At 54.7% G+C, this 25,472-nt stretch carries 24 protein-coding genes; 10 read left to right on the top strand and 14 right to left on the bottom strand.

Annotation, left to right across the window (positions count from 1 at the left end; all coding sequences use genetic code 11):
* Positions 1 to 110: 110 nt before the first annotated feature.
* Positions 111 to 1,340: a peptidase T gene (pepT, locus tag ACQG03_RS10790; protein ID WP_063163070.1), complete on the top strand. Its 1,230-nt coding sequence runs from the start codon at positions 111 to 113 to the stop codon at positions 1,338 to 1,340.
* Here the strand turns inward: pepT and tehB are convergent.
* Positions 1,337 to 1,930 (bottom strand): tellurite resistance methyltransferase TehB, encoded by a 594-nt coding sequence (tehB, locus tag ACQG03_RS10785; protein WP_063163071.1) that lies wholly within the window; start codon positions 1,928 to 1,930, stop codon positions 1,337 to 1,339. The two genes, pepT and tehB, sit on opposite strands and share 4 nt — an antisense overlap.
* The gene (gene tehA, locus ACQG03_RS10780; protein WP_063163072.1) at positions 1,930 to 2,925 is read right to left on the bottom strand and encodes a dicarboxylate transporter/tellurite-resistance protein TehA; all 996 of its coding nucleotides are present in this window, start codon (positions 2,923 to 2,925) and stop codon (positions 1,930 to 1,932) included. The genes tehB and tehA overlap by 1 nt, the downstream gene beginning before the upstream one ends.
* A 121-nt stretch (positions 2,926 to 3,046) precedes the next feature.
* Here tehA and ydcK point away from each other — a divergent pair, with 121 nt between their 5' ends.
* On the top strand, positions 3,047 to 4,027 hold the full coding sequence (gene ydcK, locus ACQG03_RS10775; RefSeq protein ID WP_063163073.1) for a YdcK family protein: 981 nt from the start codon (positions 3,047 to 3,049) through the stop codon (positions 4,025 to 4,027).
* Here ydcK and rimL read toward each other — a convergent pair.
* The 4 genes from rimL to ACQG03_RS10755 form a co-directional block, all read right to left on the bottom strand.
* Entirely contained in the window at positions 4,022 to 4,561 is a 540-nt protein-coding gene (gene rimL, locus ACQG03_RS10770; protein ID WP_022648080.1) for a 50S ribosomal protein L7/L12-serine acetyltransferase, read from the bottom strand. The two genes, ydcK and rimL, sit on opposite strands and share 6 nt — an antisense overlap.
* Before the next feature lie 105 nt (positions 4,562 to 4,666).
* The gene (locus ACQG03_RS10765) at positions 4,667 to 6,322 is read right to left on the bottom strand and encodes a glucan biosynthesis protein D (protein ID WP_032622222.1); all 1,656 of its coding nucleotides are present in this window, start codon (positions 6,320 to 6,322) and stop codon (positions 4,667 to 4,669) included.
* Positions 6,323 to 6,552: 230 nt separating this feature from the next.
* Positions 6,553 to 7,326, bottom strand: coding sequence for an ABC transporter substrate-binding protein (locus ACQG03_RS10760; RefSeq protein WP_038416033.1), 774 nt, complete (start codon positions 7,324 to 7,326; stop codon positions 6,553 to 6,555).
* 10 nt (positions 7,327 to 7,336) lie between these two features.
* A complete protein-coding gene (locus tag ACQG03_RS10755) occupies positions 7,337 to 8,506 on the bottom strand; it encodes a pyridoxal phosphate-dependent aminotransferase (RefSeq protein WP_023306171.1) in 1,170 nt (389 codons plus the stop codon).
* 113 nt (positions 8,507 to 8,619) lie between these two features.
* On the opposite strand from ACQG03_RS10755, the gene ACQG03_RS10750 reads away from it, so the two are divergent.
* The gene (locus ACQG03_RS10750) at positions 8,620 to 9,462 is read left to right on the top strand and encodes a LysR family transcriptional regulator (RefSeq protein WP_063163074.1); all 843 of its coding nucleotides are present in this window, start codon (positions 8,620 to 8,622) and stop codon (positions 9,460 to 9,462) included.
* Here the strand turns inward: ACQG03_RS10750 and ACQG03_RS10745 are convergent.
* Positions 9,449 to 10,954, bottom strand: coding sequence for a carboxylesterase/lipase family protein (locus ACQG03_RS10745; protein WP_063163075.1), 1,506 nt, complete (start codon positions 10,952 to 10,954; stop codon positions 9,449 to 9,451). The genes ACQG03_RS10750 and ACQG03_RS10745 overlap by 14 nt on opposite strands.
* Before the next feature lie 42 nt (positions 10,955 to 10,996).
* The gene (gene hglS / locus ACQG03_RS10740; protein ID WP_022648074.1) at positions 10,997 to 12,340 is read right to left on the bottom strand and encodes a 2-oxoadipate dioxygenase/decarboxylase HglS; all 1,344 of its coding nucleotides are present in this window, start codon (positions 12,338 to 12,340) and stop codon (positions 10,997 to 10,999) included.
* A 227-nt stretch (positions 12,341 to 12,567) separates the two neighbouring features.
* Between hglS and ACQG03_RS10735 the strand changes: the two genes are divergently transcribed.
* On the top strand, positions 12,568 to 13,491 hold the full coding sequence (locus ACQG03_RS10735; protein WP_022648073.1) for a LysR substrate-binding domain-containing protein: 924 nt from the start codon (positions 12,568 to 12,570) through the stop codon (positions 13,489 to 13,491).
* Positions 13,492 to 13,532: 41 nt separating this feature from the next.
* On the opposite strand, the gene ACQG03_RS10730 is transcribed toward ACQG03_RS10735, so the two are convergent.
* The 3 genes from ACQG03_RS10730 to ACQG03_RS10720 all read right to left on the bottom strand — a co-directional run bounded on the left by ACQG03_RS10730 (position 13,533) and on the right by ACQG03_RS10720 (position 16,807).
* Entirely contained in the window at positions 13,533 to 15,221 is a 1,689-nt protein-coding gene (locus ACQG03_RS10730) for a methyl-accepting chemotaxis protein (RefSeq protein ID WP_063148861.1), read from the bottom strand.
* A 159-nt stretch (positions 15,222 to 15,380) separates the two neighbouring features.
* Positions 15,381 to 16,499, bottom strand: coding sequence for an S-(hydroxymethyl)glutathione dehydrogenase/class III alcohol dehydrogenase (locus ACQG03_RS10725; RefSeq protein ID WP_017693450.1), 1,119 nt, complete (start codon positions 16,497 to 16,499; stop codon positions 15,381 to 15,383).
* Positions 16,500 to 16,531: 32 nt separating this feature from the next.
* A complete protein-coding gene (locus ACQG03_RS10720) occupies positions 16,532 to 16,807 on the bottom strand; it encodes a metal/formaldehyde-sensitive transcriptional repressor (RefSeq protein WP_003857256.1) in 276 nt (91 codons plus the stop codon).
* 243 nt (positions 16,808 to 17,050) lie between these two features.
* Here ACQG03_RS10720 and ACQG03_RS10715 point away from each other — a divergent pair, with 243 nt between their 5' ends.
* The 5 genes from ACQG03_RS10715 (at position 17,051) to ACQG03_RS10695 (ending at position 19,260) form a co-directional block, all read left to right on the top strand.
* The gene (locus tag ACQG03_RS10715) at positions 17,051 to 17,656 is read left to right on the top strand and encodes a hypothetical protein (RefSeq protein ID WP_063163076.1); all 606 of its coding nucleotides are present in this window, start codon (positions 17,051 to 17,053) and stop codon (positions 17,654 to 17,656) included.
* 186 nt (positions 17,657 to 17,842) lie between these two features.
* Entirely contained in the window at positions 17,843 to 18,115 is a 273-nt protein-coding gene (locus ACQG03_RS10710; protein WP_003857263.1) for a DUF883 family protein, read from the top strand.
* A gap of 191 nt (positions 18,116 to 18,306) precedes the next feature.
* A complete protein-coding gene (gene ycgZ, locus ACQG03_RS10705) occupies positions 18,307 to 18,546 on the top strand; it encodes a regulatory protein YcgZ (RefSeq protein ID WP_003857265.1) in 240 nt (79 codons plus the stop codon).
* A 112-nt stretch (positions 18,547 to 18,658) separates the two neighbouring features.
* Positions 18,659 to 18,958 carry a hypothetical protein gene (locus ACQG03_RS10700; protein WP_045622789.1) on the top strand — a complete coding sequence of 100 codons (300 nt, stop codon included), beginning with the start codon at positions 18,659 to 18,661 and terminating at the stop codon, positions 18,956 to 18,958.
* Between the two features lie 23 nt (positions 18,959 to 18,981).
* On the top strand, positions 18,982 to 19,260 hold the full coding sequence (locus tag ACQG03_RS10695) for a biofilm development regulator YmgB/AriR family protein (protein WP_075208094.1): 279 nt from the start codon (positions 18,982 to 18,984) through the stop codon (positions 19,258 to 19,260).
* A gap of 85 nt (positions 19,261 to 19,345) precedes the next feature.
* Here ACQG03_RS10695 and ACQG03_RS10690 read toward each other — a convergent pair whose 3' ends face one another.
* Positions 19,346 to 20,803, bottom strand: a complete 1,458-nt coding sequence (locus ACQG03_RS10690) for an EAL domain-containing protein (RefSeq protein WP_063163077.1) — start codon at positions 20,801 to 20,803, stop codon at positions 19,346 to 19,348.
* A 286-nt stretch (positions 20,804 to 21,089) separates the two neighbouring features.
* Between ACQG03_RS10690 and ACQG03_RS10685 the strand changes: the two genes are divergently transcribed.
* Complete coding sequence (locus tag ACQG03_RS10685) at positions 21,090 to 21,974, top strand: hypothetical protein (protein ID WP_023300064.1); 885 nt, start codon at positions 21,090 to 21,092, stop codon at positions 21,972 to 21,974.
* Positions 21,975 to 22,007: 33 nt separating this feature from the next.
* On the opposite strand, the gene ACQG03_RS10680 is transcribed toward ACQG03_RS10685, so the two are convergent.
* Positions 22,008 to 23,183 (bottom strand): HlyD family type I secretion periplasmic adaptor subunit, encoded by a 1,176-nt coding sequence (locus tag ACQG03_RS10680; protein ID WP_022648066.1) that lies wholly within the window; start codon positions 23,181 to 23,183, stop codon positions 22,008 to 22,010.
* Positions 23,180 to 25,345, bottom strand: coding sequence for a type I secretion system permease/ATPase (locus tag ACQG03_RS10675; protein ID WP_063163078.1), 2,166 nt, complete (start codon positions 25,343 to 25,345; stop codon positions 23,180 to 23,182). Before ACQG03_RS10675 ends, ACQG03_RS10680 begins: the two co-directional genes overlap by 4 nt.
* Positions 25,346 to 25,472 lie beyond the last annotated feature (127 nt).

The following is a 25,472-nucleotide window of genomic DNA, read 5'->3' as shown; positions in this document are numbered from 1 at the left end:
ATTTATTCCTGTCTTTTTAATTCGACGGCTAATTACTTCTTTTGCCATTTCATAAATAACATTAAAGTGATGACGCAAACACATGAAAAATAAATACAGAAGGAAACACTATGGGCTCAGAACTCTCCAGACAATTAACCCAACGCTTTTTCCGCTATCTCGCCATCACCAGCCAGAGCGACCCGAAAGTCAAAACCCTGCCCTCCACCCCGGGCCAGCACGACATGGCGCGGGAGCTGGCGAAGGAGCTGGAAACGCTGGGGTTAGACGATATTGTGATTGATGAGTTCGCCACCGTTACCGCCGTGAAAAAAGGCAATATTCCCGGCGCGCCGCGGATTGGTTTTATTACCCATATCGATACCGTTGACGTCGGTTTATCCCCGGATATTCATCCACAAATATTAACCTTTACGGGAGATGATCTCTGCCTGAATAAAGAAAAAGATATTTGGTTGCGCGTAAATGAGCACCCGGAAATTCTGGCTTATCCTGATGAGGAGATTATTTTCAGCGACGGAACCAGCGTATTAGGCGCAGATAATAAAGCGGCCGTCACCGTGGTCATGACGGTGCTGGAAAACCTCACCGCTGAACATAAGCATGGCGATATTGTGGTGGCGTTTGTGCCCGATGAAGAGATTGGTCTCTGTGGCGCGAAAGCGCTGGATTTGAAGCGCTTCGACGTCGATTTTGCCTGGACCATCGACTGCTGCGAGCTGGGGGAAATTGTTTACGAGAACTTTAACGCGGCGGCGGCTGAAATTCGCTTTACCGGCGTCACGGCGCACCCGATGTCCGCCAAAGGGGTGCTGGTCAACCCGCTGCTGATGGCAACGGATTTCATCAGCCATTTCGATCGCCAGCAAACCCCGGAATGCACCGAGGGGCGCGAAGGTTATATCTGGTTTAACGGCATCCAGGCCGGGCAAAACGAAGCGGTGCTGAAAGCCAACATTCGTGATTTTGACAAAGAGGGTTTTGCCGCCCGCAAGCAGCAAATTGCCGATGTGGCAGCGCGGATTGCTACGCAGCATCCCACGGCAAACGTGGAGTATCGCATTGAAGATACCTACAGCAATATCAGCAATGCGATTGGCGAAGACCGCCGCGCGATCGACCTGATGTTCGAGGCGATGGAATCGCTCGGTATCACCCCAAAACCGATCCCCATGCGCGGTGGCACGGACGGGGCGGCCCTGTCAGCCAAAGGCTTGCTCACCCCGAACTTCTTCACCGGCGCCCATAACTTCCACTCGAAGTTTGAGTTTTTACCGCTGTCGTCGTTCGAGGCCTCCTGTCGCACGGCCCTGCAACTCTGTCTGCTGGCCGCGCGTTAAGCGGGCTTGCGTGCGATCATGGTGGCGAAGCGCAGCTTGATACGGTTGCCGTTGGCATCGGTACGGTGGAGTTCCCCCACCTCTTCGTTGTACTTGATCAGCTCCCAGCCTTCGTAGTAGTGGCTCAGTTCACCGGTCTTGAAGGCAAACGGGAAACCGACGGTACACGGATAGTCCTCCGTATCCATGGCGGCAACGATCAGGTTATAGCCGCCTGGTTTAGTGCAACGCTGCATATTGGCGATAAGACCAGGGATGGTTTTCGCTTCGAGAAACATCAACACGACGGTGGAAAGAATAAAGTCGTATTCGCCGTCAAAGGTCAGGTTGTTCAGGTCCTTTATCGCCGTTTGCAGATTCGCGATCCCTTCCGCCGCCTTAATGCGCTCGATGTTATCGATGCTCATCGGGTTTTTATCCCACGCCGTCACGTCATAGCCGTTTGCAGCGAGGTAGAGGCTGTTACGGCCATTTCCGCAACCGAGATCGAGCGTTTTTCCCGGCTTAACAATGTCCGCGCTGAGCAGGACCTCTGAGTGCGTGCGGGTCAGCCCATATTTCTCAGTAAAGTAGTTTTCATCGACAGTCATTATTTTTCCTCAGATTGCATTAGCAGTGCCTTATCAGCGCGCACCAGAAGTTTGCCCTGCATCAGCAAGATAAAAGTACGGACCAGCAGCATCGCGATGATGATGTTGGTGAAAATAAACAGGGGAACCGCGAGGGCATGAAAGAACCCTGACGGACTGCTCTGCCCCAGATGTAAACCGGTGGTCGCCAGCGCCGACACCCCGAACGAGAAGCTCCAGAACGACACGTTGAACGGCTGCGACAGATACCACGGCATCAGACGCAGCATAAACAGGAGTTGCAACAGACCATAGCCGAAAAGCATTTTGGCGAAGGTGTCCGCTTCGCCGCCGTTGACGCTAAACCAGGCGCTACAAGCCACCAGGGCAGGCGCAAGCTGGATCCCGAGCGAAGTACGAAGCGCCGCGGGCAGTTCGCCCGCGCTGCGCAGGCGTTGCAGAATGACCGGCTCGAGGCTCAGCCAGGAAAAGACCCCGGCACCAAGGAACACCAGCCCCGCATCGTGGAAACCCAGCGCACCGCAGGCCATGGCGCTGATAAAATTGTTCGCTACCGTCGGCAGATACAGTCCCGGCGTCGTGGCCTCTTCCGGATGCTTACCGCGCCACAGCCCGGCGCTTTGCCAGGCGGCATACGCAAGCTGGATCACCACGCCTACGCTAAACAGCACCAGCGACACTGGTCGGCACCACGGCACAAAGCCAATGGCCACCAGTATCGTTGTGGCTGGAAACAGGCTGACAAAACTGCTCATTACCGGATGCCGCATCTCGGCCAGCACGCTATGTGGAAACCGTACCGCACGGGTAAGAAACGCCACGCTCAGCAGGAACCAGATCGCCACCGCCAGCGCCACCAGGATCTCGCCCGGCCAGCGCGTCACCGGCCAGATAGTACCGGCATAACGCCAGGCGAACCCCATACCTATGGTACCCAGAACCATACCGAAATAACCGGCGGGCAAGTTAAGAACGCGTTGGTCTTGGTTATGCATTTTTTTTAAACTTTAAAATGTATTTTAAATGCCATTTTAAGGGGTTTACCGTGCAGACGCCAGCACTTCGAAACGCCAAAAGTTTGCTACGTTTAGTGAATGGCTTTTCAGGGAAAACACGATGACAAAATACAGGCTTAGCAATGAAACCCGTCTCTGGCGCTGGCAGGACGGATCAACGCCGTGCACAACCCTACTCAGACAGATTATTGCCGCAAAGGATTTTAACGATGTGACCAGCGGGACAAAAGGTGGTTGGGTTGAGGATGAACACGCGCTCGCCCAGGACGGGGATTGCTGGGTTTATGATGAAAACAGCGTGGTGTTTGCCGGGGCCAGGATATCCGGCAACGCCCGCCTCACCCAACCCTGCATCGTAAGCCACCGCGCACTCGTAGGCGGCAATAGCTGGCTTGACGCGGCAGAGGTGAGTCATGGCGCGGCAATAAGTGACAACGTCACTATCCAGCACTCCACCGTACGCGGGGAATGCCGTATCGCGGGTGACGCGCGGGTGCTGCATAACAGCATGGTGATTGCAGCCAAAGGGCTGACACCCGACCGTGAGCAGATCCTGCAGATTTACGACAGAGCCATGGTCAGCCAGTCGCGTATTGTGCATCAGGCGCAAATCTACGGCGATGCCATGGTGACCTGGGCCTTTGTTGAGCACCGCGCGGAGGTGTTTGACCGCGCCATTCTTGAGGGCAACGCGCTTAATAACGTCTGGGTGTGCGACTGCGCCAAGGTGTACGGAAACGCCCGCCTGCTGGCCGGTTTAGAGGATGATGCCATCCCGACCGTGCGGTACAGTTCACAGGTCGCGGAAAACGCCCTCGTCGAAGGTAACTGCGTGATTAAACACCACGTATTGATTGGTGGCGAGGCGTGGTTACGCGGCGGGCCGATCCTGATTGATGACAAGGTCGTTATTCAGGGGCGCGCGCGTATCAGCGGTGATGTCCTGATTGAGCATCAGGTGGAGATGACAGACGATGCGGCGATCGAGGCGCTGGAGGGTGAAAGCATTCACGTCCGGGGAGCCAAAGTGATCAACGGTGACACGCGGATCACCCGGACGCCGCTGCTGGGGGCGCTATAGCGGGAATAACCTGGCGTACAGGTTTACGTCATCGAAGCGGCCGTTGAGCATTTCCGCTTCCCGCAAACAACCTTCCAGCGCAAAACCGTTGCGCTGCGCCACGCGGTTACTGTTATGGTTAGCCACGCGACATTTGATCACAAAGCGGCGGATCTCGCCGCGCTCAACGTAATAGCGCATAAACGCCTGTAGCGCCTGAGAGAGAATGCCCTGTCCCTGATGCGCTTTGTCAAGCCAGTAGCCGATGTACCCGGCCTTATTCGCAGGCTCTATCGCGTTAAAAGAAAGCACGCCCACCAGCTCGTCCTTCATGAAAATCAGGAACATTTTGGCGTAGCCGCGCTGGTGCAGCATCTGGTTGCTCTGCACGTTACGGCGCGTGTCCTCTTCAGTGCCGACATGCTGCGCCCAGTCGAAGGCGGTTTGCAGCCAGGTTTTGTTTTTAATAACGAGGTTATGCAGATCGGTGGTATAGCGCTCTTCGACGGCGCGAAGCTCGATTTCCTGGGTTACGGGGATAATTTCTGAAGACATAGTGCCTCTTAATTGCCGGGTGGCGCTAACGCTTACCCGGCCTACAAATGCGTCCGGATCAGGCCGGGTAAGGCGAAGCCGCCACCCGGCACAAACCCATAAGGACTAACGCATGATCCGATCGTCAACGTAGTTACGTTTGTCCGGCGCGGGCGGGAAATACTGGTACAGCCAGGTCTCGCTGATGGCGTCGCCCTGACAGCGCAGGAACAGACGCATATCGACCGGCTCGGTGGAGTCAGAGGTTGGATACCAGTCAAACAGAATGCGATACCCGTCGAACGGCTCGACGTAGAGGATCTCCACCTGCTTCGCTTCACCGCTGGACAGGGTGATCACCGGCTCAATGCCCTTCGGTGCGGCGGCCTTCAAATCGCCCCCGACGAAGTCGATGGCAAAGCGACGGGCCCACACTTTCGGGTAATTTTCACCCGGCGCCCAGCCCTCCGGGAAGCCGCCCATACCGGTACGGGTAGCGTAGACGTTTGCCAGCGGTGAACGCACCGGCGGCTGCGCGCTCCAGTAGAGACGGTATTTGAAGTCCAGTTCATCACCCGCCTGCACCGGTTTCTCCGGCTGCCAGAAGCAGACCACGTTATCGAGCGTCTCGCCGGTTGTCGGGATCTCCATCAGGGCGATGGATCCTTTACCCCAGTTGTTGCGCGGCTCGACCCACAGGCTTGGTCGCTTGTTATACCAGCCCATGACGTCCTGGTAATGGGAGAAGTCACGGTCAAGCTGCAACAAACCAAAGCCTTTCGGGTTTTTATCCAGATAAGCGTTAAATTGCAGCTTTTGCGGGTTGTTCAGCGGTCGGCAGATCCACTCTCCGTTACCGCGCCACATTGCCAGGCGGTCTGAATCGTGGATCTGCGGATGAATGGTGTCGCACATGCGGCGTTCGTTGTTGCCGCAGCTGAACATGCTGGTCATCGGCGCGATGCCGAGCTGCTTGATGTCTTTGCGCGCATAGAGATGGTTTTCGACGTCCATGATCACCTGGCTCTTCTCACAGTGGATCACAAACTTATAGGCACCGGTAATGCTCGGGCTGTCCAGCAGCGCATAGACGGTAAAGGTGGTATCGCCCGGCTTAACGGTTTCAAACCAGAAGGAGGTGAAATCCGGGAACTCTTCCGGGGTGTCAGTAAAGGTATCCACCGCCAGCCCGCGTGCGGAAAGGCCGTACTGGTAGGTATCATCCACTGCGCGGAAGTAACTCGCGCCCAGGAACGAAACGATATCGCGTCGCGCCAGTTCCGGCGCTTTAAAGACGCGGAATCCGGCGAAGCCGAGGTCACTCTGACCTTCAAGCTGTTTGGTATCCACGCCCGTATCGCCGTAGCTGAACAGCTCTGGACGGAAGTGGATCTCACGCGCCTGAGAGGTGCTTTGATCCAGCGAGAACATGCGCACGCGGCGGCGGAATCCCATCCCCATATGGAAGAACTGGGCGTCCAGCTGGCGACCTTCAATGTTATTCCACAGCGACTGTTTCTCATCGTAACGGATGGCGTTGTACGCCTGCGGCGTCATGGTGGCCAGCGTTTCCGGCAGCGGACGCGGCGCACCGCCCCACGGGGTTTTCGCCAGATCGTGCGCCATGGATTGCAGAACAGAGAAGTCAAAGCGACGGCTCTGACCGTCGGCAATGTCGGAGTCAGCAGCATACGCCGCCTGGGAAAACAGAGAAGCAAGGCCAGAAGTGCCGCTCAGGGCAGCCATTGCCAGGGAACCTTTGAGAAAACGTCTGCGATTCATGCCTGAGAAAACGTCCTTATGGTCGTGTGAATGAGTTTCGCGCGCAGCGAAATGACGGCAAGAAAGAACGCACAGCCTAAACAAAAACGGTTAAGAATCCAATTGTTGGCGGGTGATTATCTGAACAAACCGAGAAATATTTTCTGTCGACCAGAACGGCCTGAAAAAGGGGTAAAGTTATGTATAAAAATGTCCCGGCTGGACATCGACAGCCGGGACCAACGAGGCGGTTATTTTACGCTGACATCGATACCCGGGAAGTACTTATCAGCCAGTTTAGCGATCGTGCCGTCGGCACGTACTTTATCAATTGCGGCATCAAGCTGCTTTTTGGTGGCCTCATCCCCCTTACGCAGCCCAAAGCCGATCCCACTGCCGAGGATGGTGTCGTCCGACACCGGTTTGCCGATAAAGCCAAACCCTTTACCCTGCGGCTTGCTGAGGAAACCTGCCTGCCCGGCCGCTGACATGACCAGCGAGGCATCGATGCGGCCATTCAGCAGATCTCCCCAGGCCATATTCTGATCTTTATAAGACACCACGGTGACACCGTGCTTTTCCCAGTGCTCTTTGGCGTAGGTTTCCTGAATTGAACCCTGGAGAACGCCGATGGTTTTGCCCTTCAGCCCTTCCGGCGTGGCCTCTACCGCAGAACCGGCTTTGCCCACCAGCTGGGAGGGAATACGGTAGATGGGCTGGGTAAAATCAATGCTCTTACGACGCTGTTCGGTGATGTTCATCGCCGAGTTTATGGCGTCGAACTTTTTCGCCACCAGACCGGGAATCAACGCATCAAACGAGGTTTCTACCCAGCTGCACTTCAGCGCGGCGGCTTTACAGATGGCATTTCCCAATTCTACGTCAAATCCTTCCAGCTCCCCTGAGGCATTGCGGCTTTCAAACGGCGGATATTCCGCTTCCAGCCCGTATCGCAACTCGGTAGCAGCAAACGACGAGAATGAACACAGCAGTCCTATGCCGACAACTAACGCGCGTAATTTCATCTCAAATTCCTTAACGTGGTGTAACCCGACAAAGGGCCTGGGCACCTGCCCGTAACGTCGCCTCATCTTTCGCAAAAGAGAGACGGATCAGTTTATTGTCCGTGCCATCGGCATAAAACGCTGACAGCGGAATGGTGGCAACCCCGTACTCAACAATCAGCCTTTTCACCATCTCGCTGTCGCGCTCGTCGCTAAAGCCGCTGTAATCCGCAAGCAGGAAGAACGAACCGGCACTCGGAAGCAGCCTGAACGGTGAGTCGGCGAGCAAACTTTGCAGCAGATCGCGCTTGCGCTGATAAAACGCCGCCAGCGACAGCCAGGTTTGCGGATCGGTCATGTGTTCGGCAAACGCGTACTGCATCGGCGTATCGGCCGAGAACATTAAAAATTGATGGACCTTACATATCTCATCCATCAGCTCCGCGGGCGCCACACAATAACCCACTCGCCAGCCGGTGACGTGATAGGTTTTTCCGAAAGAAGAAATAATCACGCTGCGCTCCGCCAGTTGCGGGTGCGTTGCCATCCCGTGATGCGGTTCGCCATCAAAAACGACGTGCTCGTACACTTCGTCAGACAAAATGATGATGTCGGTGTGGCGCGTCAGCGCTGCCAGCTGGTGCAGATCGGCGGCTGAAAACACCTGTCCGCTCGGGTTGTGCGGCGTATTGACGATGATCATCCGCGTGCGTGGGGTAATAGCCGCGCGTACTTCATCCCAGTTCACGGCAAAATCCGGTACCGTCAGCTTAATAGCGATCGGCGTCGCCCCCTGCAGACGGACAATCGGCGCATAGCTGTCAAAGGAGGGCTCGAAATAGATCACCTCATCGCCAGGATGAACCAGCCCGCTGATGGCTGAGTAAAGCCCTTCGCTGGCGCTGGCGGTCACCAGTACCTCACTCGCCGGGTCATAGCGGGTGCCATAGAGCGTGGCAATTTTGTCCGCGATGCGCTCTCTGAGCGGTTGCAGCCCGGTCATGGAGGCATACTGGTTATGCCCTGACTCCATGGCGCGAGTGACGCCGGAGATAAGTTTTGGGTCGCAGGAAAAATTCGGCGCACCCTGAGAAAGGTTGATGGCGTTATGCCGGGCTGAAAGCTGGCCGATAACGGTAAAAATGGTGGTTCCTACATCGGGCAATTTGGAGCGGGTCTGCACCGGCGTTTTCAAAGTCATCCTCTGTCCCTTCTCGTGGTGAATGCATAACTATTCAAACAATAACTTGATTGCCGGGACAATCGAATTGTTGTCATAATAGCCATGACAAAAACGCATAGCTAAGGTGAGATATGTCGCGTCGTTCATTTCCGCTTAATGCCGTAGAGACGTTTATCGTGACCGCGCGTCACCTGAATCTTACCCATGCCGCGAAGGAGCTTTGTCTGACGCAGGGGGCGGTAAGCCGCAAAATTGCCTCGCTGGAAATCTGGTTCGGCTTCCCGCTGTTCGAACGCCATGCTCGCGGCCTGCGTCTTTCTTCACAGGGAAGCGCCCTGCTGCCGGAACTGCAATCTGCGTTTGAGCACCTGCTTAACGTTGCTGAACAGGCGCGGACGCACCAGACCGTAATTCGTCTGAAAGCGCCTACCTGCGCGATGCGCTGGCTGGTACCGCGTCTGTTACAGGTCGAGCGCGAACAGCCGGAACTCCAGATTGCGCTGACCACTACCACCGATCATAACGTCAATTTCAAAACCGAATCCTATGACGCGGCGATTGTGTTTGGAACGCACATGAGCGCCGGCGATCTGCTGTTCGAAGAGGCCTTAACCCCGGTGATGAGCCCGCTGCGGGCCGGTTCTGCGCTGGAAACACTCACCTTCCTTCACCCCACGCGGGACAAAACGGACTGGACGCTGTGGCTGGCGAAACAGCCGCGTCCGGCGCCAGCTATGCTCAAAAATCAACACTTTGAAACCATGGATCTGGCCATTACCGCCGCCATTCAGGGGCTGGGCATCGCCATTGCGGATGAAACGCTGGTGGAGGAGGACGTGCGCGCCGGACGGCTGATGCGGCCTTATGATACGAGCATAAAGACGGGGGCGAGCTACCGGCTGGTGTTACGCGACGCACCCGACCCGGAGAACGGGCTGGATGCGTTTCGTGCCTGTCTGCTCAGTCGAGGCTGACGTGGTGTTTCATTACCCGTTTGAAGAGGCTCATACGGGCACGCATAAAACGGTTTTCAAGCCGAAAACCTGCATGTTTATTCACACCGATGCGCAACAACACGTCCCGCCCTTTCCGGCAGGCGGGCCAGCGCGTGGGCCCCACCAGGCTATCGCGTGCTCCCGCATCCCGGGCGAAGCTCACCCAGTAGTCCGCCACCTGAGCGGCGAAGGCCAGATCGCGTTCGTTTACATACTTCCGCGAGGGTTCCACCTGCCCAAGGGTATCGAACACGTAGGGCACTTCGTTACCGTGCCAGGCGCCGTTGGTATACGTCGCGTGCTCCGCTTCGGCCACATAATCAAACCAGTATCGCCAGCACAGGCCGCCTGCCCGCTGCTGCGCCTGCATCACCACGTATCCCATGGTGGTAAAGGCCATGTCGCGGCAAACCTGCCTGCCGAGTTCCTCATCGCCCTTCACGCCAGGATAAAGCAGCTTGATCAGCCCCAGGCCAAAGCGCCGCTCGCGACGGAGCTTCTGGATCTGCCCGGCAAGATCGACCCCGAACACCGACATCACGCTGGCTTCGTCGCTGTTTGACCCAATCATCACCGGTACTGAATGCTGACGGGCAGCGAAAAAGACATCGAGCATGGCCTCAGGCAAAACGCAGTCACCCACGATGGGCGCAGGGGCGATATTCAGTGGCGAGGTCAGCGGCCAGAACGCCTCAGGCGGGATCGCGCGAAGCTGTTCCGCGGTGGCATTTTGCAGGCCAAAATGGGCAGCAATCGCTTCGCCTTTATGCATGGCCTGCTCGCGCGGGGTGTCGGGCAGCGTGTACCCGCTTTGCACAATGGCTTTATGGAACAGTCCTCCCGCAAGCGGAGAAGCCATCAGCGACAGCACGCTGCGCGCACCGGCCGACTCGCCAAATACGGTGATGTTCTCAGGATCGCCGCCGAACGCGGCAATGTTATCGCGCACCCATTCCAGGGCCTGGATCTGATCGAGCAGCGCAAAGTTATGCACCACGCGTTCTTCTTCCCCTTCCAGCGCCGGATGGGCAAAAAAGCCGAGGTGGCCGAGACGGTAATTAATTGTCACCACCACCGTGCCGCGCTTCGCCAGCGCCCTGCCGTTATACGGAGGCAGACCGCCAGCGCCGAGGGTAAATCCTCCGCCGTGCAGCCAGACCATCACCGGAAGCGGATCGGCGCGTGCGACTGGCGACCAGACGTTAAGGTACAGGCAGTCTTCAGAGAACTGGCCGGGATCGCCGCCGCCCAGCTCCTGACAGCTTTCGCTGCTCTGCCAGCTGGAGGCGGAGAACGCCGTCGCCGGACGCACGCCATCCCATCGTGCAGGGGGGCGTGGGGAGCGCCAGCGCCACGGGCCAACCGGCGGTGCCGCATAAGGAATGCCACACCACACATGGGTATCGCCTTCAGTAGAACCAATTAGTGCGCCCTGGCGCGTTTCAACTACAGGGGCGGAGGGATTTTCCATACCAACCTTCTTTTTCCATCACACCCCTGCAGAGTAACGGTTTCAGAGCAAACCGCAACGCTGTTTGCTGCGCGCTTCCGCCTCCTCGTAAAGCGTAAACTCGTCGTACACCGCACAGCCGAGCGCGGCTTCGAAGGCATTGCGGCTGGCATTGCCGTGGCTGCGCGCCTGCGTTTCATTGCCAAGATTCGACTGGAAAATCCCCGCCGCGCTGACGGGCAGAAAATCCTCATAGGTGATCGGCTGCGCCACAACCCAGCCGCGTTCGATCAGCGGCTGCGGATCGTCGCCGGGACGAAACGCGTGGCGATGCGCCTCACCTGTCGGAGTCAGACGGTAGCGGAAATAAGCCAGCCCCTGACGGCGCAGGAACATTTCGCTGTCCGGGAAGGTGCTGAAGATCTCGCGCAGGTGAAGCTGATGGGTCAGGTTGTCTTTGCCGGTCCCGGCCTGATTTAACAGACGGTCGTACAGCTCGCGCCCTTTCGGCGTAAGGGCCACGCCCCGCTGCTCAATCTCACCGAAACGCGCGGTATGCGTACCCTTGTGTTCTCCCGCGAAAAGCACCGGCTCTTCCAGCGCCTTAAAGCTGGTCTGGCGCAGGAGGATCGGCACCTCGCGGCGCGGCGGGCCTTCAATCAGGATTTTCGGCTCAATGCCGTACTTCGGCATCAGCTCCTGTACCCGGTCGATATCCAGCGTGCGCGGCGTGAGATGGTTGATATGGCACCCCGGGAAACAGACCACGTCGGCTATCAGGCGATGTTCGTTGCTAAGCGCCAGATAGGTTTCCTGATCGACCGTCGCATGGCGATGCCAGCGGAAGGTTTCTAAGGCTTCCTGCACAAATTCGCGCGCCTGTGCCTCGGTAAAGTGTCCCTGTACATCATGCAGGTCGATCAGGTCCAGGCAGCGCGGCGTAAAGATGTTGCGCCGGGAGAGGATCTCTGCCGCCCTTTCGCGCAGCGCAACGTTTTCAATCAGCTCCAGGCGCAGCAGCGAGGTAAAAATGCGAAACGGATTACGGCAGAGCGCCGCATCGTCAGTCGGACGAAACGCCGTCGAGTGGACGGGCACGCCCGCCTGGGAGAGATCGTAGTAGCTGACCGGGTACATGCCCATAATGGCGAAGATCCGGCGCAGGGTGGAAAGCTCCTGCGCGGTGCCAACGCGGATCGCACCGTGACGTTCAACATTCAGGCGCGCCAGTTCGTCTGCATTTGCCAGTTGTTCATGTAAAAGTGGGTTATTTTCCAGAACCGCCAGGTTAACGTCCGCCACCAGTTCCAGCAAGGTGCCGTACTGCGGAACTTCCTGCTGGTACATCGCCGACATAGCCTGCGAAAAGTGTTCCCGAATATCATCAGCCGTGATGGTGTTCGCCATGATGTCATGCCTCCAGTGAATACTACCTGGAGTGTAGAGAAGCCCGTTCTTTTCGTTGGGAAGAATTTACAAATTGTGATCCAGGCAGACGAGTGGTCAAAGCATGGGCGTTTTCGAAAAACAGTTGTAACTCAAACAGATCAAATGTTAAAAATATTTTGCTATCAGGTTATCAAATTCAAACAACTTAACTTGTCACCCGCGTCGCTCTGTTTTTAACATCGCCTATGGAAAAAAATGGTCTGTTCAGTCAGCGCATACGCTTGCGCCATTTGCATACATTTGTGGCCGTCGCTCAACAGGGAACGCTGGGGCGAGCGGCTGAAACCCTTAACCTTAGTCAGCCTGCACTATCCAAAACGCTGAACGAACTGGAACAGCTTACCGGAACCCGTCTGTTCGACCGCGGCCGTCTGGGCGCTCAGCTTACGCTCGTAGGCGAACAGTTCCTGACGCATGCCGTTAAAGTTCTTGATGCCCTCAATACCGCCGGTCAGGCCTTAAACCGTAAAGAAGAGCAGGCCAGCGACATCGTGCGCGTGGGGGCACTGCCAACGGCGGCGCTGGGCATATTGCCTGCGGCGATCGGCCAGTTCCACCGCCAGCAAAAGCACGCCACGCTTCAGGTCGCGACCATGAATAACACCATGCTGCTGGCGGGCCTGAAGTCAGGGGAGCTCGATCTGGGCATTGGCCGGATGTCCGATCCGGAACTGATGAGCGGCCTGAATTACGAACTGCTGTTCCTGGAATCACTGAAGCTGGTCGTGCGTCCGAATCACCCCCTGCTGCAGGATACCGTCACGTTAAGCCGCGTAATGGAGTGGCCGGTGGTAGTCTCCCCGAAAGGAACGGTTCCGCGTCAGAATGCGGAAGCGTTGCTGCAAATGCAGGGCTGCACGCTGCCTTCAGGGTGTATTGAAACGCTCTCGGCGTCTCTTTCACGCCAGCTGACGGTGGATTATGACTACGTGTGGTTTGTGCCGTCCGGCGCGGTGAAGGACGATCTGCGACGCGGCGTGCTCACCGCGCTGCCGGTAACCTCACCCGGCGCAGGAGAACCCATTGGGATCCTGACGCGGGTAGATGCCCCGCTCTCTGAAGGCGCCCAAACGCTGTTAAGCGCCATTCGTAAGTCAATGCCTCTCTGACCCTAAACGCAGAACCCGCCGCGAGGGCGGGTCTGTCTTACTCAGAACGTTTCCCAGTTATCACCTGAGACAGTCGCCGCCGGGGTTAAAGGCGCGGGTTTTGCTGCGGTTGCGGCAGCAGTCCTTCCTGCTCGTGCCCCATTGAGACGAAACGCGCCAACGGCTTCCGTCAGACGCGCGCCCTGCTCTTCCAGCGAGGCCGCCGCCGCAGAGGCTTCTTCCACCAGCGAGGCATTCTGCTGCGTCACCTTATCCATCTCGGAAATCGCCTGGCTCACCTGAACGATGCCGCGGCTCTGCTCATCGGACGCGGCCGCAATCTCCAGCATAATATCGGTGACGCGTTTAACCGCCTCGACGATCTCATTCATGGTATTGCCCGCCGCAACCACCTCCCCGGAACCCTGATCGATAAGCGACACCGATTCATTAATCAGGCTTTCAATCTCTTTCGCCGCGTTCGCGCTGCGGCTTGCCAGGGTGCGGACTTCACTCGCCACGACCGCAAAGCCGCGTCCTTGTTCACCCGCACGCGCCGCCTCGACCGCCGCATTGAGCGCGAGAATATTGGTCTGGAACGCGATGCTGTTAATCACGGCGGTAATTTCAGAGATCTTCTTCGAGCTGGTGGAAATATTACCCATGGTTTTCACCACGCCGGAGACCATCTGCCCCCCGCGGCTGGCCTTACCGGAGGCATCTTCTGCAAGTTTACTCGCATGATGCGCGTTATCGGCGTTTTGCTTCACCGTCGCGGTGAGCTGCTCCATGCTGGCCGCCGTCTGTTCGATGGCCGCCGCCTGCTGTTCGGTTCGGGATGAGAGATCGGTATTACCCGCGGAGATCTCACTGGTTCCCCGGTAGATCTCCTCCGCCCCCTGCCGCACTGTGCCCACGGTTGTCACCAGCGCGTGCTGCATTGTTTGCAGATCGCGCGTCAGGCGGCCAATTTCGCTGCGCCCGGTCGGTTCGTCCGGCATGGTCAAATCGCCTTTTGCGATATTTTCGATACGCGTAGCGGCTCGCTGAAGCGGGTTTATCACCGTACGGCGCAGCACCACAAAGGTGATCACCGCCAGCGCCAGCGCCAGGCCAAACGCGCCGAACATAAACATCAGCCCCAGCCGGGTGCGGGTGTGAGCCTGCGCCGTCAGTGCGTTCGCGCGTTCGGTGCGGATTTTTATCGCCTTCAGCAACACCGCGTTATAGGCATCGTCCAGCGGACGCGCGGTCTCATTTTCATGGTTGATAATGGCTTCAAACATGCCGTTTTTGGCATATTTCAGCATCGGCTGCATACCGGCGATGTAGGCGTCATAGCGGGCTTTCAGATCGCCATCCAGCGCTTCATCAGCCTGAGTGCGAACGGTGCGCTTCATATAGGCGGCAAATCCATCCTGCGACTGCCTGATGCGGGTCTCAGCCTCAGCGATGTTTTGCTTCATCGCCTCCATCTCCGCGATGCGGCTCGCCGCCCCCGCGTGGATCATGTTGATACGGGCGGTGCGTAAATGGTTGGAACTGTTTGACAGACCGGTGCGCACCTGGATTTCTGCTGTGACATCCTGCTGATCGTTATCGGCCTGGAGCAGGAAATAGCCTGCCAGACCCGAGCTCAAGGCAAACAGGAGAATAATGCCACCGAGAATGGAGGAAAACAGCGGAACCAGCCGGATGTGATGCAAGAAACTCAGCTTGTGCTGCGCCTGCATCGATGTTGTGTTGTCCATGACCGTCGACTCTCTTATAGGTAAGATGCGTAAAAACACGCCTGTAAAAGAGTCATCGGCACAGCGGGGAATTAGATTACGCCTAAAAGCGCCAGACAGGTCACACTTTAGAGAAGATCAGGGAAGAAATGCCAGCGGGAAAAACCGCTGGCAGAATAATCAGTTGTCGCCGAAATGGATGACGGTACGAATGGATTTTCCTTCGTGCATCAGATCGAAAGCTTCGTTGATCTGCTCCAGCGGCAGGCGGTGCGTAATGAACGGGTCGAGCTGAATTTTGCCGACCATCGCATCTTCAACCATGCCCGGCAGCTGTGTACGGCCTTTCACGCCGCCAAATGCCGACCCGCGCCATACGCGCCCTGTCACCAGCTGGAAGGGACGGGTTTTAATCTCCTGACCCGCGCCGGCCACACCGATAATGATGCTCTCACCCCAGCCTTTGTGGCAGCACTCCAGCGCTGAGCGCATCACGTTGACGTTGCCGATACATTCGAAGCTGAAATCCACGCCGCCGTCGGTCAGCTCAACGATCACGTCCTGAACCGGTTTGTCGTAGTCTTTCGGGTTGATGAAGTCGGTCGCCCCCATCTCACCTGCGAGCTTAAATTTCTCCGGGTTGGTATCCACAGCAATGATACGCCCAGCTTTCGCCTGTACCGCGCCCTGGATGACCGCCAGACCGATCCCGCCCAGGCCGAACACCGCCACGGTGTCACCCTCTTTCACTTTCGCCGTGTTATGCACCGCGCCGATACCGGTGGTGACACCGCAGCCGAGCAGACAGACTTTATCCAGCGGGGCCTGCGGGTTAACTTTCGCCAGTGAGATCTCGGCGCACACCGTGTATTCGCTGAAGGTGCTGGTCCCCATGTAGTGATAGATTGGCTCGCCGTTATAGGAGAAACGGGTGGTACCGTCCGGCATAAGACCTTTGCCCTGCGTGGCGCGCACTGCCTGACAGAGGTTAGTTTTGCCGGATTTGCAGAACTTACACTCGCCGCACTCTGCGGTGTAGAGCGGGATCACATGGTCGCCGGGCTTCAGGCTGGTAACGCCTTCACCCACTTCCACCACCACACCGCCCCCTTCGTGGCCGAGCACCGCCGGGAATACGCCTTCCGGATCGTCACCGGAGAGGGTAAACGCATCGGTATGGCAGACGCCGGTGTGAGTAATTTTGATCAGCACTTCGCCTTTCTTCGGCGGAGCAACATCAATTTCAACGATTTTCAGCGGCTGGCCTGGGCCGAACGCGACAGCTGCGCGAGATTTCATGATGTCTTTCCCTTGTTGTGAGGTGTGTGGGTTTATTTTAGATAAGAGCGCAGCAAATGGCCGACTTCCGCCATCCGCACTGCCCGCTGATCCGGGGTGGTCTCCCCCGTCACCAGCTCATCTTTGAGGTGAATTTCAACCATTTCACCCATCAGGCCATTGGCAGCACCGCGCACGGCGGCTATTTGCTGCAGAATGGCGAGACAGGGATCGCCCGACTCCAGGGCGCGTTCAAGGGCATCAACCTGGCCTCGAATGCGGCGGACGCGGGTCAGAATACGTTTTTTATCTTCGGGTGAATGCGGCATACGCCCTCCTGATACTATAGGGGGGTATGGTACCTCGTATGTTATTGCCCTGTAAACCACAAGATAGAGACGCTGCAATGAGCACATCGCCGGCAAGGAACAAAAGATATTTAGGGTTTATTCTGGCCGCTACGAATCCTATTTAGCTCGTAATGTTAAAATTCCGCACTTATATGGCACGATGTGAACAGAAATAACATTCTCGTCACCTAACATACTGCTACAAACAAAATGGTGGTGTTAATGATTGTACTAAAGAGCTTTTTATTCTTTGTTGGCGCGGCGGTCGCATGCGCGCTTATTATACTTTGTCTTTGGGTCGATATGCGGTTTGTCGGCCATGATATTCCGGAATTATCACTGACCGAAATTATGCAGGAAACGGTATTAGCGACTATCGTTTTTCTCCATTTTCGTCTGGCGAAAATGGATGAATCCATGCGTTACTGTAATATTCTGATTGGCGGTTTTTTCCTGACGATGTTAATTCGTGAACTGGACGCGCTTTTTGACCTCATTTCTCATGGGAGTTGGGTGTGGTTCGCGCTGATTACCGCTCTGCTGGCTTTAATTCGCCCCGTTATGCATTTTCGCGCTACCCTGGAACAGCTGGCAAAATACACGCAGTCCCCCTGGTACGGTATTCTGTTGAGCGGCCTGCTGGCTGTACTGGTCTTCTCCCGTCTCTTTGGAATGCAGGTGCTGTGGCACGCCATTCTGGAGCATGGCTATATGCGTGTCGTGAAAAACGCCGTGGAGGAAGGTTCGGAATCGTTCGGCTATATGCTGTGCCTGGCCGCATCCCTTGGCTATTACATTACCTTTCGCGCTAACGCACGAGAGAAATAGTCTCTTCCCGCTACGTAGACAGAGACGGCGAGGGAAATATTTATCCACTCCATCCTTAGGGCGTTATGGTGGACATGTAAGAAAGACATATCCTAAAAAGAGGTAATCAGGCGTCGATTTTAGCGAATTCTCTCTCACTCTTGCCATCAGCGTCTATCCTTAGACTATCAACAAAAGGAGGCTGGAATGTCTGATTTCGACACTGATAAAAATGCACAATACGCTGGCGATAAAGCCAAAAACAAACTTGATGAATTATCCGGCTCTGCGCAGCAGCAGTTTGGTGAATTCGTTGATTCCCCTAAACATCAGGTGAAAGGTGCAGCGAAAAAATATGCTGCTCAGGCCAGTGATGCCGTCTCGGATGTTACTGAAGCCGTCAGAAATAACCCGTTAACGGGCTTAATCGCTGCGGGTGCGGTAGGCATCGTTCTGGGACTTCTGCTGGGACGGAAATAATTTCAGGCCCTCCGGGGCCTTTTCTATGCCCCACGTTTTTCTCCCTCTCTTCCCCCCTAATTTTGATAGTTCTTATGACAAATCTCCGAACCGCACGAAAAACTTGTACAATTTAGATGTACAGATTTGACCGGATAGTATAAATTCGATGCCAGTGATGTTACAAAATTGTTTGTCAACGGTGGAAAATTATGCGTCGCAACCATGCTCCCTCTACAGCAGAAAGCGCTATAACCTTGTATTTTAACAAGGATAACGTCCCAACACAGCAGGAAACCCTTGGTGCCATCGTCAGTGAGATCATCAAAGAAAATGTACAACTGAGCAGAATGACAATTTGTACAAAGCTGTTGCGCAGAATTGAAGAATCAACGTCTGACGTAGAGAAAGCGCACTATAACGGTTTGATAGCCCTCTTCTTCGAGCGTTAACCTGAACACTGTTTTTAACTTACTAAGTTAGTCATGCTGAGTGAGAATAGAGCATCTGGATGCGATGACTAACCCCATGCTACAGCCGCGTGTAGCAGAGTGAGATTAAGCTATGCATAGAACTAAATTTGAACGACTTAAGGATGACCTTATCGGTGAGGCCGTATTATCCATACTGAAAGAGAACGGACCTATTACCTTTGCGTCTCTTGCTAATCGCCTGCAGGCGATGGCTAACGTTGAATCAAATGATGAGCGTAAAAATGCATTGATTGCCGCTGAAGATGAAGTGCGCCAGCGTGTAACCGGCGTATCGCACGACCGGGGAAGAGTGATGGGCGATTATGATATTGGCCGCATGCGCTCTCTCTTTACTCACAACACGCTTCTGAGCCCAAATAAGAAACACTAATTTTAACCGAGACGGTGACCACCATGAGTAAAGCGACTATGCACCAGACGTATAATTTTGAAGCCCTGCACGATAAAGGACTGGCGGAACACTTTCTTAATGCTGGAAAGCATCTCAGTGGTGAAGTTGAAGTGTTAGGCTCGGCAATACGCTGTATTATGCTGACCGGTGACAACCTTTCGAATAAAGAGATCATCCTGCAACTGATTCACGCCCTTGAAATTACCGAGGAGCCTGAAGCCTGCGATGTCATTCGCAACACACTTGAAATTGTTGTCGGCTTTACGCGTGATGATATCTGAGAATACACTATTGCGACGGTGAGTGAGTGTTTTTTACTGGTGGTCGAATACTGTAGTCTGTCGTACCACCAGCATAGTGAAGCCGTTAACTAAATAGCCGTACCATTCGATCCAACTCTTCTTCTTTAACCGCGCGGGAAAGATAATAACCCTGGAATCGCTTAACCCCTAACGCGACAAGTTTTTCAAATTTTTCTTCGCTATCGACGCCTTCCGCAACGCATTCGGTCCCCGTCATGTCGCTGTAAACCTGTATCGCTTTAATAATGCTATAGTCTTTGTCGTTAGCTACAAAGTGCTCAACAATATCGCGATCAAGCTTTAGTCCATCAACATTAATCAGTCTGATGGGCAGCATAGCATGATATTTTGAAAAACAGTCATCCAGAAAAAGCCGACATCCCTCGGCGCGTAAACGCTGGAGTGTTTCGGGAATATTTTTATCCTTTGTTACGTCAATCGTTTCAGCTACTTCAAAGACCAGTTTCCCGGCCCACTGCGGTTTGAATAACATTTCGACGGCCTTTTTGGCCATCCCCGGCAGCGCGTTTCCCGAAGCAAGTTGAGGAGGAATGTTAACTGAAAAATAATATTTTCCATTGTATTTATTGATACCTGATACGGCCGCATGGATGACTAACGCCGTTAGCTTGAGCCATATTTCACTATTTTTTATCCCTCCCAGAAAATAGGCTGGCTTCAGGATCTCACCTTTTTTATGCCAGCGCAGCAGGATTTCAAATCCAACTCCTTTTTTATCACTATCAGTGATAATTTGATAAGCCGCAAAGATTTCCCGTTTATGTAACGCTTGTAATATATCTATTTCCGTTTCCGAAAACACTTTTGTTTTATTTTTTCCTGCACAAACCTCATCTCTGAAAACGCGAGAGTCGCTAAACCATACTCTGATAATATATAATTTACCCAAACCCACCTTGCGATGGGTATAAATAGTTTTATCTGACAGCCCTAACCTCTTACTCTGCTCTTTTATGGAAATACCCCGATAGAAATTCAGTAGCACGGTTAACTCGCGATGTGTTAACCCATGCAAATTTTCTTTACCCTCCTTGTCCGGTACGTTACGCAACAAGCGTGAAGGGCCAGCACGCTCATCTGTCTCATTTTTTACAAAGCCCATTATTTCTGTAATATTCTCTACCCTGATCGTGGAAAGCTTTTTTGTATTATTAACGAGACTTCTCAACGTTGCATTAAGCCATCGCTCAGGTAGTGCACCATACAGGGTGACCCTGCAAATCACCGGCAGTGCATTCAGAACGGATACCAAGCGCTTCAGGCTTTCAAGAAAAGTAGCAACGTCACGACCAAGGAAAACCGAAACCTCGGGCGATTGATTTTCCATCATTTTTTCAACGTCAACGGAACATATTTCATCCTCTTCAAAATGGAGTCGCGTGGCGTGTACGCCTCGAGATTTCAGAAGCAGACTATACCCTTCAAAGGTGAAACCGCAGGCTGAAATAACAAACCGTTGCTTGTAGCAAGTACCTTGCACAGAAGGTGAATTTTGAGACATAACCTGCTCCTGAGAATACAAACATCATTCCCATATGTAATTAAAGCCAATACTCCTTGTCGCGTTGAATAATTTTACCGCACCCCATTTGGTTAATAAACCGTTATCAATGTTATGCACATGAACATCTTTGCGTTAATCAACCGACTCATCCATATGCAGCATAAATATCATTTTCTTTTCATATAACAACAGTAACCAGGACTTTCTCAAGGTATAATGAAAATTCCGAAAAAGAAGTCCGGACACTTCTTCTCATCGGCTCAGACAAAAAAGAGAAAATGCTATGGATAATCACATCTCATCCAGAGCTTTGCTACATCGACGGGATGTCATTAAAAACAACCCGCGATTTAGTGAAGCTATAATAGAACATTACAGAATCAATGACGCCATTTATAAAAAACAGCCCCTGTTCTACAAAACGATGCTTCAGGAATCACGGTTCAATATTATACTCTCAATATGTTGTTTTGTTTTTGGCAATCAGGCTGAGTCGGTCTCGGAGATTAAGGCACTGTGCTCACGCTATAATATCGCCAGCCCTAACAGCGTTATTGCGATCATCACCATACTTAAAACCACCGGGCGAATTAAGACCTGGCGCTGTACCGAAGATCGGAGAAAAACAAAAATCGCGCCTACGGAAAAAGGACTGGATGAGCTTAAACGCTATATGTCCGGGGCGTTCACGCCTGTTAGCATTCTTTATCCGACATTCAACATTAATGTTAATCTTCTGGACAATGACACACTCAGGCACAACTTTTTCCGGCGCGCCGCAGAATACCTTTTCCGCGGATTAACATTCAGTAAAGTACTTCCGGAGGTGGGTTTATTTATTGATAAGGATGGTGGCCGAATGATTATGCTCTATCTCTATTTGCAGGCCATTAAAAACAAAACAGCATACGGTGCCATAATAGCGTATTCAGCCAGTACACTTGCAAAAGAATTTTTCGTCTCGCGTATTCACGTCAACCGCATTATCAAATCGGCACAGGAGGCAGGTTATCTTAAAGATCGCGGCGATGGCCGGATGTCCATTTATCCGGCATTTATCGAACTTGTCGAAAATTATGCCGGTTTATATTTTGCCTATGTCACACATTACATCAATGTGGTACCAAAAGAACGACGCCATGCTGTCAACATGACGTCTACACTCTGATCTGACGGGCGTTCGGCTTGCTGAACGCCTTTTTTATCGCTCGCGCAGCGCCTCTTTTGCCTTATTTAACGGTTTCAGCAGATAATCAATGACGGATTTACTGCCGGTTTTGATATCAACCGTAGCTATCATGCCCGGAAACACCGGGAATTCCTTGCCCTGCCGGTTAGTCAGATGGTTACTGTCTGTACGGATATAAACGCGATAATAATAAACATCCCGTTTCACCTCGTCCTGAAGGGTATCCGGTGAAATCATCGTCACCTCCCCCTCCAGCCCGCCGTAAATGGAATAGTCATAAGCGGTGATTTTCACCAGCGCTTTTTGCCCGGGATGGATAAACGCGACATCGCGCGGCGAGATTTTCGCTTCTATCACCATCTGGTCATCAAGCGGTACCAGGCTCATCAGTTTGCCGTTCGGCGGGATCACCCCGCCAACCGTCGTCACGTCAATGTCTTTCACGATGCCACGCACCGGCGCATTAAACGTTAAGCGGGTGAGTGAGTCTTCGCGCCCTTTCATCACCGAACGCTGCGCTTCGATTTCCGCGTTCGCTTTCGCCAGTTCTTCGCGGGCGCGAACGTAGTACTGGTTTTTCATCTCGGTGATTTTGCTCTCTAGCTCATTTTTTTGGCGTTCAAGGCGTAAGACTTCGACCTTACTGGCTGCCCCCTGCGTCACCAGCGGGCGCGTTAATGCCAGTTCACGCTGCACGAGATCCGCTCCCTGGCGTAAACCCGCCAGCCCTTTTTCAAGGCTTTCGCGACGAGACTGGTAAAGCGCCGTTTCCTGTTTAACCAGCTCAACGTCGTCATCCAGCTCTGCCGGGAATGTCAGCCCGGTGTCGTTCACTTCAGCATTCAGACGCGCGGCTGTCGCCATCGCAGCATTTAATCGAGACTCGCTCTCAAGCACGCTGGACTCGGTTTTCGTCCGGTCCAGTTGGGCAAGCTGTTGACCACGCTCGACGATATCGCCTTCGCGCACCATCAGACTGTGGATAATCCCCCCTTCCAGGGACTGGATCACCTGCTCGTGGGAGGACGGGATCACCTTGCCACTGCCCGTAGTGACCTCATCCAGCTGGAACAGGCTGGCCCAGGTAATAAACACCACCAGCAGGGCAAACAGCGACCATGCCACCAGCGACGATCGCGGCAGGCGGGGCTCCTTCAGTCGGCTATTAAAGCGGGAGAAATCATTCATGCCACGCCCTCCGTTTTCAGTCTAACCGTGCGCTGCGGCGCCTGCTGCGGGGCCATTCCGTGCTGGCGTAAAATGGCATCACGAGGGCCATCCATCACCACTTTGCCGTTTTCCAGCACGATGATGCGGTCAACCAGGTCCAGAATCGGCAGACGATGCGTCGCCACCACCAGCGTCCGGCGCTTACCGAGCCACTGGTGCAGATGCTGGATAAACTGCTTCTCGCTGACCTCATCCAGCCAGGCGGTGGGTTCATCCAGCAGCAGAATATTCGGCGAGGTGATCAGCGCGCGGGCCAGCAGCAGCGCCTGACGTTGCCCGCCGGAAAGCCCCATTCCGCCCTCGTTGATGATGGTGTTCAGCCCCATTTTCTGCTTGCGCACAAACTCCAGCGCGCCGCTATTGACCAGCGCCTGATGAATTTCCTCGTCTGTCGCTAGCGGATTACCCATCAGGATGTTGTCGCGTACGGAGCCGAAGAACAGCCTCGCCTGCTGACTGAGCAGCTGCATATCGCGGCGTACGTCAGCCGGGTCAAGATGATTGAGAGCAATATCGTCCAGCAAAATGCTGCCCTGCTGTGGCTCCTGCATTCCCGCCAGCAGGTGCAGCAAAGTGCTTTTCCCCGAACCATTCCGCCCGAGCACCGCCACGCGCTCCCCGGCGCGAATGCGCAGTTTGCTGACGTTCAGCACGGTGAGCTTCTCTTCTTCGTCGTAATAAAACCCGACGTCGTCCAGCTGATAATCACCGCGCAGGTGGGCTTTATGCACTTTTTTGCCGTGCTGGGGATCGTCAATCGGACGCTGCATCAGGTCATCCAGTCCCTTGCGGGCCACCTTTGCTGACTGCCAGCGGGAGAGCACGCCGGAAATCTGCGACAGGGGCGCGATGGTGCGGGACGCCAGAATCGAGGTGCCCACCAGCGCACCGGTGGTCATGTCGCCGCTGATGACCAGGTAACAGCCCACCAGCAGCACCACGGCGTAGACGATAGATTGCACCTCCTGGGTCCAGGTCAGCAGCAGCCCCGTCAGCCAGCGCTGTTTCATGCCGACGCTGGCGGCAACGTCATTGGTGTTATTCCACTGGTTCTGGAACCGCTGCTCGGCGCGCATCAGCTTGATGTCCTCAAGCCCCTGCACCGCTTCCACCAGCGTGGCGTTACGAATCGCCGATTCACGCATCCCTTCGCTGGAGAGTTTTCCCAGCGGGCGCTGCACCAGCAGGCCGGGAATGAGCAGCAGCGGCACGGCCAGCAGCACCACCAGCACCAGCGGGCCGCCAATCATCCACAGAATGAAGACGAACAGCAGGAAGAACGGCAGATCGGAGATGGCTGCAATGGTGGTGGAGGTGATCAGCTCCCGCACCGACTCCAGCTCGCGGATCTGGGCGATAAACGACCCGGTCGATTTCGACCGTGCGCCGTTTTTAATCCGCAGGGCGTGGGCAAACACGCGCTCGGAAATACGCAGGTCGGCGCGTTTCCCTACCACATCCGAAATATGCACCCGCAGCATGCGCATGATGAATTCAAACACGATAGCGATCATCACGCCGCCAAACAGCACCCACAGCGTGGCCTCCGACTGGGACGGCACCACCCTGTCATACACCTGCATGGAAAAGACCATGCCGGAGAGCGCCAGCACGTTGGCGACCAGCGCCACCAGCATAATATCGCTGTAACGACGCCAGTCTTTCAGCGCCAGCTGCCAGAACCAGTTTTTCTCATAGGGTTTGATGTAATCATCCACGCGCGCATCCGGCGTGGACTCCAGGGGACGCAGTACCATCAGCCCTTTTAACCGCGAACCGAGTTCGTCACGCGTCAGCGTCGTCTCCAGGCCGCCGTCGCCGCTGAACTGCACGCTGATGTTCCCTTCGTTGTCCATACGGTTGATGACCGCGATTTGCCCGCCGGTGAACTCCGCCAGCAGCGGTAAGCGCCACGGGTCGAGCGATACGGCTTCCGCCGCTACCCAACGCATCCCCAGCCCAAGCTGGCGCGCCATCTCCTCCAGCACCAGCTGGCGCGAAGACTGGCTTTCATGGTTAATCGTGACCCGAACATGCTCCGCCGAAAAATCCAGCCGATAGTGCTTAGCGATGATGAGCATGCCCTGCAACCAGGGTTCGTACTGTGGATGTGTCTTCATAATGCTACGTCCTGTTCAGGGCGATGATTTCGCACTGAAATGATACCTTTGCGAGATGATTAGAAATCGAACGTTGCCTAAACGAGCCCGCAAAATAATCTTGTGAAATAGAGGGTTATGGCTATTA

The organism is Enterobacter cloacae complex sp. 342H5 (genome assembly GCF_050030905.1).
GTDB lineage: Bacteria > Pseudomonadota > Gammaproteobacteria > Enterobacterales > Enterobacteriaceae > Enterobacter > Enterobacter intestinihominis.
The sequence above is the reverse complement of the archived record's forward strand: the minus strand, read 5'-3'. Positions and strand labels throughout refer to the sequence as shown.

Coding starts and splice junctions, on each gene's coding strand:
- ACQG03_RS10690 (WP_063163077.1), bottom strand. CDS start 20,803: ATGTCTCAAAATTCACCTTCTGTGCAAGGTACTTGCTACAAGCAACGG.
- ACQG03_RS10675 (WP_063163078.1), bottom strand. CDS start 25,345: ATGAAGACACATCCACAGTACGAACCCTGGTTGCAGGGCATGCTCATC.
- ACQG03_RS10720 (WP_003857256.1), bottom strand. CDS start 16,807: ATGCCGCATTCACCCGAAGATAAAAAACGTATTCTGACCCGCGTCCGC.
- pepT (WP_063163070.1), top strand. CDS start 111: ATGGGCTCAGAACTCTCCAGACAATTAACCCAACGCTTTTTCCGCTAT.
- tehB (WP_063163071.1), bottom strand. CDS start 1,930: ATGACTGTCGATGAAAACTACTTTACTGAGAAATATGGGCTGACCCGC.
- ACQG03_RS10685 (WP_023300064.1), top strand. CDS start 21,090: ATGGATAATCACATCTCATCCAGAGCTTTGCTACATCGACGGGATGTC.
- ACQG03_RS10755 (WP_023306171.1), bottom strand. CDS start 8,506: ATGACTTTGAAAACGCCGGTGCAGACCCGCTCCAAATTGCCCGATGTA.
- tehA (WP_063163072.1), bottom strand. CDS start 2,925: ATGCATAACCAAGACCAACGCGTTCTTAACTTGCCCGCCGGTTATTTC.
- ACQG03_RS10735 (WP_022648073.1), top strand. CDS start 12,568: ATGGAAAAAAATGGTCTGTTCAGTCAGCGCATACGCTTGCGCCATTTG.
- ydcK (WP_063163073.1), top strand. CDS start 3,047: ATGACAAAATACAGGCTTAGCAATGAAACCCGTCTCTGGCGCTGGCAG.
- ACQG03_RS10680 (WP_022648066.1), bottom strand. CDS start 23,183: ATGAATGATTTCTCCCGCTTTAATAGCCGACTGAAGGAGCCCCGCCTG.
- ACQG03_RS10700 (WP_045622789.1), top strand. CDS start 18,659: ATGCATAGAACTAAATTTGAACGACTTAAGGATGACCTTATCGGTGAG.
- ACQG03_RS10760 (WP_038416033.1), bottom strand. CDS start 7,326: ATGAAATTACGCGCGTTAGTTGTCGGCATAGGACTGCTGTGTTCATTC.
- ACQG03_RS10695 (WP_075208094.1), top strand. CDS start 18,982: ATGAGTAAAGCGACTATGCACCAGACGTATAATTTTGAAGCCCTGCAC.
- ACQG03_RS10725 (WP_017693450.1), bottom strand. CDS start 16,499: ATGAAATCTCGCGCAGCTGTCGCGTTCGGCCCAGGCCAGCCGCTGAAA.
- ycgZ (WP_003857265.1), top strand. CDS start 18,307: ATGCGTCGCAACCATGCTCCCTCTACAGCAGAAAGCGCTATAACCTTG.
- ACQG03_RS10745 (WP_063163075.1), bottom strand. CDS start 10,954: ATGGAAAATCCCTCCGCCCCTGTAGTTGAAACGCGCCAGGGCGCACTA.
- ACQG03_RS10765 (WP_032622222.1), bottom strand. CDS start 6,322: ATGAATCGCAGACGTTTTCTCAAAGGTTCCCTGGCAATGGCTGCCCTG.
- ACQG03_RS10750 (WP_063163074.1), top strand. CDS start 8,620: ATGTCGCGTCGTTCATTTCCGCTTAATGCCGTAGAGACGTTTATCGTG.
- hglS (WP_022648074.1), bottom strand. CDS start 12,340: ATGGCGAACACCATCACGGCTGATGATATTCGGGAACACTTTTCGCAG.
- ACQG03_RS10730 (WP_063148861.1), bottom strand. CDS start 15,221: ATGGACAACACAACATCGATGCAGGCGCAGCACAAGCTGAGTTTCTTG.
- ACQG03_RS10710 (WP_003857263.1), top strand. CDS start 17,843: ATGTCTGATTTCGACACTGATAAAAATGCACAATACGCTGGCGATAAA.
- rimL (WP_022648080.1), bottom strand. CDS start 4,561: ATGTCTTCAGAAATTATCCCCGTAACCCAGGAAATCGAGCTTCGCGCC.
- ACQG03_RS10715 (WP_063163076.1), top strand. CDS start 17,051: ATGATTGTACTAAAGAGCTTTTTATTCTTTGTTGGCGCGGCGGTCGCA.